Source organism: Methylophaga sp., assembly GCF_965655755.1.
In the GTDB taxonomy this organism is placed as follows: domain Bacteria; phylum Pseudomonadota; class Gammaproteobacteria; order Nitrosococcales; family Methylophagaceae; genus Methylophaga.
On record NZ_CBFHHW010000036.1, the window covers coordinates 10,321 to 19,568 of the forward strand.

The 9,248-nt window shown below is 47.7% G+C and carries 9 protein-coding genes; 3 read left to right on the top strand and 6 right to left on the bottom strand.

Features of this window, described 5'->3' with window-relative positions:
• Window positions 1-1,960 (top strand): DNA helicase RecQ (gene recQ / locus ACTF5U_RS10955; RefSeq protein ID WP_438971668.1); only part of this gene is annotated, 1,960 nt, incomplete at its 5' end.
• Window positions 1,961-2,030: 70 nt separating this feature from the next.
• On the opposite strand, the gene ACTF5U_RS10960 is transcribed toward recQ, so the two are convergent.
• Together ACTF5U_RS10960 and ACTF5U_RS10965 are read right to left on the bottom strand one after the other, a co-directional pair.
• A complete protein-coding gene (locus ACTF5U_RS10960; RefSeq protein ID WP_438971669.1) occupies window positions 2,031-3,653 on the bottom strand; it encodes a GGDEF domain-containing protein in 1,623 nt (540 codons plus the stop codon).
• A gap of 102 nt (window positions 3,654-3,755) precedes the next feature.
• The gene (locus ACTF5U_RS10965; RefSeq protein WP_438971670.1) at window positions 3,756-4,538 is read right to left on the bottom strand and encodes an exodeoxyribonuclease III; all 783 of its coding nucleotides are present in this window, start codon (window positions 4,536-4,538) and stop codon (window positions 3,756-3,758) included.
• Window positions 4,539-4,649: 111 nt separating this feature from the next.
• Here ACTF5U_RS10965 and rpsT point away from each other — a divergent pair, with 111 nt between their 5' ends.
• Complete coding sequence (gene rpsT, locus ACTF5U_RS10970) at window positions 4,650-4,910, top strand: 30S ribosomal protein S20 (RefSeq protein ID WP_438971671.1); 261 nt, start codon at window positions 4,650-4,652, stop codon at window positions 4,908-4,910.
• A gap of 69 nt (window positions 4,911-4,979) precedes the next feature.
• Here the strand turns inward: rpsT and proB are convergent, their stop codons facing one another.
• From proB to rplU, 4 genes are all read right to left on the bottom strand, one after another.
• The gene (proB, locus tag ACTF5U_RS10975; protein ID WP_438971672.1) at window positions 4,980-6,110 is read right to left on the bottom strand and encodes a glutamate 5-kinase; all 1,131 of its coding nucleotides are present in this window, start codon (window positions 6,108-6,110) and stop codon (window positions 4,980-4,982) included.
• A 6-nt stretch (window positions 6,111-6,116) separates the two neighbouring features.
• Window positions 6,117-7,175, bottom strand: a complete 1,059-nt coding sequence (cgtA, locus tag ACTF5U_RS10980) for an Obg family GTPase CgtA (protein WP_438971673.1) — start codon at window positions 7,173-7,175, stop codon at window positions 6,117-6,119.
• A gap of 110 nt (window positions 7,176-7,285) precedes the next feature.
• Complete coding sequence (gene rpmA / locus ACTF5U_RS10985) at window positions 7,286-7,543, bottom strand: 50S ribosomal protein L27 (protein WP_438971674.1); 258 nt, start codon at window positions 7,541-7,543, stop codon at window positions 7,286-7,288.
• Between the two features lie 22 nt (window positions 7,544-7,565).
• Window positions 7,566-7,877, bottom strand: coding sequence for a 50S ribosomal protein L21 (gene rplU, locus ACTF5U_RS10990; protein ID WP_438971675.1), 312 nt, complete (start codon window positions 7,875-7,877; stop codon window positions 7,566-7,568).
• A gap of 214 nt (window positions 7,878-8,091) precedes the next feature.
• Here rplU and ispB point away from each other — a divergent pair, with 214 nt between their 5' ends.
• The gene (ispB, locus tag ACTF5U_RS10995) at window positions 8,092-9,060 is read left to right on the top strand and encodes an octaprenyl diphosphate synthase (RefSeq protein WP_438971676.1); all 969 of its coding nucleotides are present in this window, start codon (window positions 8,092-8,094) and stop codon (window positions 9,058-9,060) included.
• Window positions 9,061-9,248 lie beyond the last annotated feature (188 nt).

Consider the following 9,248-nt stretch of genomic DNA (forward strand, 5'->3'; position numbering starts at 1 on the left):
ATTGGTTCGCTCCGGCACCGCGGTGGTGGTCTCGCCCTTAATTGCCCTGATGCAGGATCAGGTGATGGCGTTAAAACAGCTGGGCGTTAAAGCAGCCTTCCTGAACTCAAGTTTATCCGCGGCACAAGCGCGCGATGTGGAACAGCAGCTCGAAACCGGTCAGATTGATTTGCTGTATGTGGCACCGGAGCGCTTGCTCGGTGAACGCATGCTGACATTATTGGAACGGCTGCCAATCGCTCTGTTCGCGATTGATGAAGCCCACTGTGTATCGCAATGGGGTCATGATTTCCGGCCTGAATACCAAAAGCTGCGGATGTTGCATGAACGATTTCCGGATATACCGCGCATAGCCCTGACTGCAACGGCCGATAAGCGCACCCGTATCGAGATTATCGAGCAACTAAAGCTGCAAGGGGCTGAGGTTTACCTGAACAGTTTTGATCGGCATAACATTTTTTATGCGATTGCCGAAGCGCGTCAGGCCAAACAACAATTGTGGGACTTTATCCAAAGCCAGCATGCTGACGACGCGGGTATTGTGTATTGCCTGTCTCGTAAAAAAGTGGAAGCTATTGCCGACTGGCTACAGCAACAAGGTCGCATTGCCCTGCCTTATCATGCGGGCTTGCCTGCAGAGTTACGCGCTCACACCCAGCAGCGCTTTTTGCGCGAAGAAGGTGTGATTATCGTCGCCACAATTGCCTTTGGTATGGGCATTGATAAACCTGATGTTCGTTTTGTCGCGCATTTGAATCTGCCCAAAAATATCGAAGCGTATTATCAGGAAACCGGTCGCGCTGGTCGTGATGGCCTACCCGCCAATGCCTGGATGGCTTACGGCCTGCAGGATGTCATCACCCTTCGTCAGTTTATGCAGGACTCGACTGCGCCAGACCTGATCAAACGCGTAGAGCATCACAAGTTAGATGCCATGTTGGGCTTATGTGAACTCATCACCTGCCGCCGTCATGCCTTGCTGGCTTATTTTGACGAGGAAGCACCGGAAAAATGCGGACAATGTGATAACTGCGTTAATCCGCCAGAGCATTTTGATGCCACCGAAGTCGCCCAGAAAGCGCTTTCTTGTGTTTACCGCACCGAACAACGTTTTGGCGTGAATTACTTAATCGATATTTTGCTGGGTAATGACGATGATCGAATCAAAGCCAATCAGCACGATCAAATCAGCACGTTTGGCATCGGCACCGAACTCAACGCTACTCAGTGGCGAGGGATATTCCGGCAGCTAATTGCAACCGGCTATCTGGATATTGATATCACCCGTTATGGCGCTTTGCGCTTAACCGAAAAGTGCCGCGCTATTTTGCGTAGTGAACAAACCTTGCTACTACGTAAACAACAGGAGAAAAAAGCGACTGGCAAAGCCGGTAAGAAGCAGGCTGCTGTGCGTCCTCAGGATGAAAAGCTTTGGGAAGCGCTGCGTCAGTGTCGTTCCAATATCGCCCAGGAAAATGGTGTACCGCCGTATGTCATTTTTCATGACGCTGCATTGCAGGAAATGTGTCAATATCGCCCTGATACTTTAGAGGCCATGCAGCGTATCAGCGGTGTTGGTGAACAAAAACTGACGCGTTACGGCCAGCAGTTTGTCGACATCATCCGGCAACATCCAATCTCAGAACTCCTCAACAACGGTTTAAGCGATACCGTAAATCAGACGCTGATGTTGCATGAACAAGGCTTAAGTCCAGAGCAAATAGCGGAAGAGCGCTCGTTAAAACAAAGCACGGTCTATAGTCATTTGGCAGAAGGGATTAACTCAGGTTTACTCGATGTCAAAAACGTTCTTGCCCTGCAAGACGCGCAACTCAATGAAATCATCGTGACCATCGAATCGCTTGGAGAACAGGCAGAGAGTTTGAAGGCTATTCATCAGGCGCTGGATGAGACCTATGACTATGGGATTATCCGCTGTGTGAAGGCATCCATAGTCTAAAGCGATTCACAGGAACCGCCTATTTAGTATGTTAGTTCCCACCACGACTTTGTTTAGTCATCGGGATGATTCACTTGTCTTGTTTTCGCAGAACGACACAATTATTCCGACCATTGCTCTTAACTGAATAGAGTGCCTTATCAGCTCGTTCAAAAACATCATCAATACTATCGTCACCCTCAAACATTGCGAGGCCGGCTGAGGCTGTAATCGGCACGGTGATATCCTGATGATAAAAATGGGTTTCCGCAATAATTTGTCGGACTTTATTGGTGAGCACCAGTGCCGTTTCCAGATCCGTTTCTGGAAATAACCCGACGAATTCTTCACCGCCGAACCGAGCAATAAAATCGGCTTTCCTTATCTTTTTGTTGAAGATCTGTGCGATAGTTTTCAAAACCACATCACCAGCACTATGGCCGAACTGATCGTTGACGTCTTTAAAGTGGTCAATATCCCAAAACACCATAGTCAATGGTGTTTGATAACGCTGCCAACGAGCGTATTCTCTTTCAAGCACGTCATTGAGCGCCTGTCGGTTCCAGATGCCGGTCAAAGCATCTTTTAAAGCCAGCTCCTGCGCTTTTATTGTTGCTTTGCGTAAGTTTTCAGATTCTGCTTCCATTACCTGCAGCCGCTGATTAAGTTGTTTGACTTGCTCCTGTGCCTGGGTAAATCGTTCAACATCAGCATTATGCGCATGATTGATATGCTGGTTCAGATTATCAATCCGCGAGCTGACAGTTTGTCTTAACTGGGTCAGATTATTGGCATCTTCGACATCGGTTCGCAGATGGTTCATTTCTGCTTTGACATTATTACCAAGCTGGCGTCGCTGTGAGTAGGCGCTGACTTCGTCCTCCTCAAATTCATGCAGCTGTTGCTCAAGCATCGTGATCTTTTCTGTCAGATCAAGAAGAAAAGTTTCGTATTCCTGCTTGTCATCGATTGCCGCGCCCCCGATATCGCTGACTAAACTGGCGATATCATCAATCACCCCGGGTAACTCGCTCTGAACTATTCCACGCTGAATTTTATTGCGGATTTTTGTGGCTTGATGAGTGAATTTCTGTGGTAACGATAACTTCTCCAGCAGCGTGATTAAAATCTCCTGCGATGAAGGAGAAACAGCACCTTCCGCTCTATCTGATAAAAGTGGTATCGGCAGATTGTCGTCCTGATTTACTCCCTCAAGCTTCCTCGTTCCGAACAATTTGGAGAAAAACCCTTGGGGTGCTTGCCTCTCATCACTCAAAAAGCCTTGTTGTATTAGACTTGAAAGATCTTCGATGATCATCGGAAGCGATTTGTCTTCTGCTTTCTGTGCTTTTTTCCCAAGCGCTGATGCCGCTTTCTGCTGCTCTTTAGGCCAACTGATATAGTCAATCAGCTTGACCAGACAGGCACTGAGATTGGATTTATCAGCACCCTTTTCATCCATCTGGACGATACTCCGCTCCAACGCTCTCAACACTTCCTCAACCTGGCCAGGGTTGCGGCTGTTGCCTCGCAGTAACTTGCGTATCTTCAGCAAGTGCTTATCCAGGCCCGGATCCTGACCCTGAGAGAGTAAAGCAAGGCGGTTCAGACTCCGCTCCAGCAATTGCTCATATTCCTGTTGCTTTTCAAGAGAATCGGAGACTTTAAAGAATTTCTCCTTCCACTCTTCTACTTTGGGGTCCCGCTCTGCCATAGACTTTCCTAGTCTCACTATTGCAATGAATAAACCCAGAAATTCATTATGTTTTAATATTCACCTACTGAGAAGGGGTATTTTTTCAGCCCCTTGTATTCGCTATTCGGGCGGAAACGCATAGTCATAATCAACCGTTAACGGCGCATGATCGGAGAAACGCTCATCACGATAAATATCGGTGGCATGAACACTGCCTTTCAATGATGGCGACAGAATATGATAATCAATCCGCCATCCCACATTATTGGCCCAGGCCTGACCGCGATTTGACCACCAGGTATACTCATGTTCTTGTTGGGGCAGTTCGCGGAAAGCGTCGATAAAGCCCATGTCATCAAAAAGCTTATCCAACCAGGCACGTTCTTCAGGCAAGAAACCTGAATTTTTCAGATTCCCTTTCCAGTTACGGATATCTTCGTTCTTATGGGCGATATTCCAGTCACCGGTAATAATATAATCACGACCCGACGCCTTCATTTCCAGCATTTTATTCTCAAAGAAGTCCATGCAGCGGTATTTCACCTGTTGACGCTCTTCCTTGGATGAACCAGAAGGTAGATAGAGTGAAATCACGCTTAACTTGCCAAATTGCGCTTCGATATAACGGCCTTCAATATCAAACTCGGCATTGCCCATACCGACAATGACTTCATCTGGTTCAGCGCGGCAATAGAGCGCAACACCACTGTAGCCTTTTTTCTCAGCGTCATGGTAATAACAATGGTATCCTTGCGGCGTGAAAACAGCATCTTCCAGTTGATGGATTTGCGCTTTGGTTTCCTGAATACAGACTACATCCGCATTCTGCTTGAGTAACCAGTCGAAAAAACCCTTGCGGGCAGCGGCACGAATGCCATTAACGTTTACCGTTATAATGCGCATGTTTTACCCTGTCAGAAAAATTTTCACATCATACCATTTACAAAGCAGATGAAAATCAGGATAATGCCCTGTTCATCGAATATAGATAGCTGATTTTTTAGGAGAAGCACCTTGGCAAACTCGGTACAAGCAAGAAAACGCGCACGTCAAGCGGAAGACCACCGTCTGCGCAACGCCAGCCAACGTTCAGCGATGCGTACAACCATCAAAGCACTGAGAAAAGCAATTGCAGCTGGTGATAAAGAACAAGCTGTTGCCGCTTACCAAGTTGCAGTGCCTGCACTGGATCGTATGGCTCGTAAAGGCGTTATTCACAAGAATACTGCTGCACGTGGCAAAAGCCGCTTGAACAACGCTGTTCGCGCAATGTAATTTAAAGCCTAACCGCTTTAAACAAAAAAACCGGCTAGATGCCGGTTTTTTTATGTCTGGGATTATCGCTTACGCTGTAATAACCAGATTGTCACGATGGATCAGCTCAGGTTCATCGACATAGCCGAGCAAGCCTTCAATCTCTGAACTCGCTTTCCCTTTGATACGGTGCGCTTCATCGGCATTGTAGTTAGCCAGACCGCGGGCGATTTCCCTCCCTTCCATATCACGACAGATAACCAGTTCACCCCGTGAAAATTGTCCTTCTATATGTTTCACGCCAACGGGTAACACACTTCGGCCTTTTTCCAGTATGACTGACACCGCCCCATCATCCAGAACAATTTGCCCTTTCGCGATGAGATGGCCAACCAGCCATTGCTGACGCGCCGTAATCGGCTTGTTATCAGGCCATAATAAAGTACCAACGCCATTACCTGCCGCCAGATGACGTAAGTTATCCGGATTTTGCCCTGAAAGAATGACTGTATAAGCACCTGATCGCGCCGCTCGTCTTGCTGCCTGTAATTTAGTAGTCATTCCTCCGCGACCCAAATCGCCTTTACTGTCTCCAGCCATTTGATCAAGCGCAACATTACTGGCAGCTGAGGCGGCAATCATGCGGGCATCGGGATTTTGTCTAGGATCAGAATCAAACAGGCCATCCTGATCGGTGAGAATAACCAGTACGTCAGCTTCAACCAGGTTCGCTGTCATCGCGGCGAGCGTGTCATTATCACCAAAGCGAATTTCTTCGGTGGCAATCGTGTCATTCTCATTCACAACAGGCAGAATGCCCAGTTCTAATAGGGTATGGAGCGCACTTCGTGCATTAAGATGACGACCACGATCGGATAGATCCGAATGGGTCAAAAGAATTTGTGCGGTCTGTATACCGTGTTTACTGCATTCAGTAGCATAGGCATTCACAAGCCCCATCTGGCCGACACTGGCCGCTGCCTGCAATTGATGAATTTCATGGGGACGGCGTTTCCAGCCCAGTTGCTGCATACCCGCGGCAACCGAGCCCGATGTGACCAGAACAACTTCTTTACCTTGACGGCGTAACTCGGCAATTTCACCACTGAGCCAACGAACCCGCTCAATATCGAGCCCCTCACCAACACGCGTCAGCAAAGCACTGCCGATCTTAATAACCCAGCGTTTGGTATTAAGAAGTTGCTGGTGTGGTTCGGTCACGTTGTTTTATTCCTCAGTAGCGTCCGTGGCAGAGTCCGCGTTGTCTGTTTGTTCTTTAAGTTTTTCTAAATATGTCATCACGTCGTCGCATAAAGCTTCACAGCCTTCACCGCTCTGACCACTGACTCGATATACCTTACCCTGCCATCCCAACCTGTCAATAACTTCCTGACACAGCTCTTCGCGGATATCGTCGGGCACGAGGTCCATTTTGTTTAATACCAGCCATTGCTCCTGACTACCCAGCGCATCACTGTAATTTTCAAGTTCCCGATTGATGGTTTTCACACTCTCAACCGGATCCTGCTTCACATCAGCAGGTGCCATATCAACCAGATGAAGCAGCAAGCGAGTACGGGTCAGGTGACGCAGGAACTGGATACCTAGACCGGCACCTTCTGCTGCACCTTCAACCAGACCGGGTACGTCTGCAATGACAAAACTACGTACATCTTTAAGCGTGACGACGCCTAGATTAGGGTACAACGTAGTGAAAGGGTAGTTGGCGACTTTAGGTTGTGCTGCAGAAACCTGACTGATGAAAGTCGATTTTCCGGCGTTTGGTAAACCAAGCAGCCCAACATCTGCCAGTAACTTCATTTCCAAGCGTAAATGACGTTCCTCACCGGGTGTACCATCACTGGTCTGACGCGGTGCACGATTAATACTGGATTTGTAACGGGCATTACCCAAACCATGCCAGCCACCTTTTGCGACTAACAACTTGGTACCTTCTTTTGTCAGGTCACCAATCAATTCATCGGTATCATCATCCCAAGCCTCGGTACCGACCGGGACTTTAATGATCAAATCATCACCACGGGCACCACTACATAGTCGTCCACGGCCGTGTTCACCACGCTCGGCTTTGTAGTTTCGCTGGTAGCGGAAATCGATCAGTGTATTGACCTGTGAGTCAGCGATCAGATAAATATCACCGCCATCACCGCCGTCGCCACCATCTGGACCACCAAAGGGAATGAATTTTTCACGACGAAAACTCAGACAACCGTTACCACCGGCACCAGCACTGATTTTAATTCTCGCCTCATCAACAAATTTCATTGTCGTAACCCGACCTTAATCTCTTTTCTTGACTGAACATACGCCAGAAACAAAAAACCCCGCATCAGCGGGGCTTTCGGCTGTTTGCCCCAACGGGCTAACATATGTTTTTAGTCAGCAACAACACTTACGAAAGTGCGGTTTTGAGGACCTTTAGTCTCAAACAAAACTTTACCTTCTGAGGTTGCAAACAATGTGTGGTCTTTACCAATACCTACGTTGCGACCAGCATGGTAACGTGTACCACGTTGACGAACCAGGATGTTACCACCTGAAACAACTTCACCACCGTAACGTTTAACGCCTAAGCGTTTAGACTCTGAATCGCGTCCGTTACGCGTACTACCACCAGCTTTCTTATGAGCCATTTTAAACCTCTTCTAAACGATTTTAGGCTGAGATGCCTGTAATTTCGATTTCAGTATAAGCCTGACGATGCCCCATTTGTCTGCGGCTGTGCTTACGACGACGGAATTTGACGATTTTTACTTTATCGCCGCGACCGTTTGATGCAACTTTAGCAGTTACTTTTGCGCCGTCCAGGTATGGTGCGCCGACTTTTACGTCTTCGCCTTCACCAACCAACAGCACTTTATCAAGCTCAACCGTATCACCGGCTTCAGCAGTCAGTTTTTCAATGCGGAGCTTTTCGCCCTCTTTAACTCGGTATTGTTTACCGCCAGTCGCGACAATAGCGTACATCGCTGTCTCCAAATATTATGTGTTAATGCAGGTTGCCCAACAAAAGACCGGCAATTGTAGCGCCTTTCTCAGGCGAGATCAAATCAAAATTCCAGTCTAATCTGGTCACCGGGTTTGGCAGAGGAACAGGCCCTCTGTTAAATATTTGCGCGCTTTCTCCGTGCATGAGAAAGTACGCCTTTCAAAAGTCATATTATAGGCAGATTTGCGCGCTGTGGATATCCAATCCATCTATTCTTTAATTGAAGATGACATGACTGCTGTTGATACCCTGATTCAACAACGACTGCAGTCTGATGTCGCCCTGATCAATCAATTAGGTTTCTACATAATAAATAGCGGTGGTAAACGTTTACGCCCGGCTATAGCGCTTTTATGCGCGAAAGCCTGTGGTTATCAAGGCGATAAACACATCAACCTAGCCACCATTATCGAGTTTATTCACACGGCAACGTTACTGCATGACGATGTCGTCGATAACTCTGACATGCGTCGTGGTCAGGAAACCGCTAATTCGCTGTGGGGCAACGAAGCCAGCGTACTGGTCGGTGACTTTCTCTACACCCGCTCATTTGAAATGATGGTGGAAATGGATTCGATGAGACTGATGAAAATCCTATCCAGCACCACGAATATCATTGCAGAAGGTGAAGTTCTGCAATTACTTAACTGCCACGACGCTGACACCACAGAGTCGCGTTACCTGGAAGTGATTCACCATAAAACAGCCAAATTATTTGAAGCCGCAGGTCAACTGGGCGCCGTCATTTGTGATACATCGGAAGAAATTGAAGAAGCCATGTCACTATATGCCATGCATCTGGGCAGTGCGTTTCAACTCGTTGATGATCTGCTTGATTACAGCCATTCCAGCGAAACCATTGGTAAAAATATTGGTGATGATCTCGCTGAGGGCAAACCGACTTTGCCGCTTATTCACGCCATGCGTCAGGGCTCGGAACACCAGGCTGGCATCATCCGCGAGGCCATCGAACAAGGTCAGCGCGATCGGATTGATGAAATCATCCGCATCATTAACGAAACCGGTGCGATTGATTACACCGCTCGCGCAGCAGCGCAAGAAGTCGCCTATGCCAAACGGGCATTAGATATACTGCCTGAGAGTGACTACAAACACGCTTTACTCTCATTGGCTGACTTTTCCATTACGCGTGATTATTAAGGTGGACGCATAAAAGCGTCGATAAGGGCTTTGTAGATAGCCCAAGGTTCGTTATCCTAAGCGCTTATGGCTCAAATATATAAATACCACCTGTTTTTTTGTACTCACAGCCGTGATGATGGCTCTGCGCATTGTGAAGAACATGGCGCACAATCGATGCGGGATTATGCCAAGCAACGGGTGAAAGA

Bases quoted from the DNA above. Each gene is read 5' to 3' on its own strand.
- ACTF5U_RS10960 (WP_438971669.1), bottom strand. From the start codon at position 3,653: ATGGCAGAGCGGGACCCCAAAGTAGAAGAGTGGAAGGAGAAATTCTTT.
- ACTF5U_RS10965 (WP_438971670.1), bottom strand. From the start codon at position 4,538: ATGCGCATTATAACGGTAAACGTTAATGGCATTCGTGCCGCTGCCCGC.
- cgtA (WP_438971673.1), bottom strand. From the start codon at position 7,175: ATGAAATTTGTTGATGAGGCGAGAATTAAAATCAGTGCTGGTGCCGGT.
- rpmA (WP_438971674.1), bottom strand. From the start codon at position 7,543: ATGGCTCATAAGAAAGCTGGTGGTAGTACGCGTAACGGACGCGATTCA.
- rplU (WP_438971675.1), bottom strand. From the start codon at position 7,877: ATGTACGCTATTGTCGCGACTGGCGGTAAACAATACCGAGTTAAAGAG.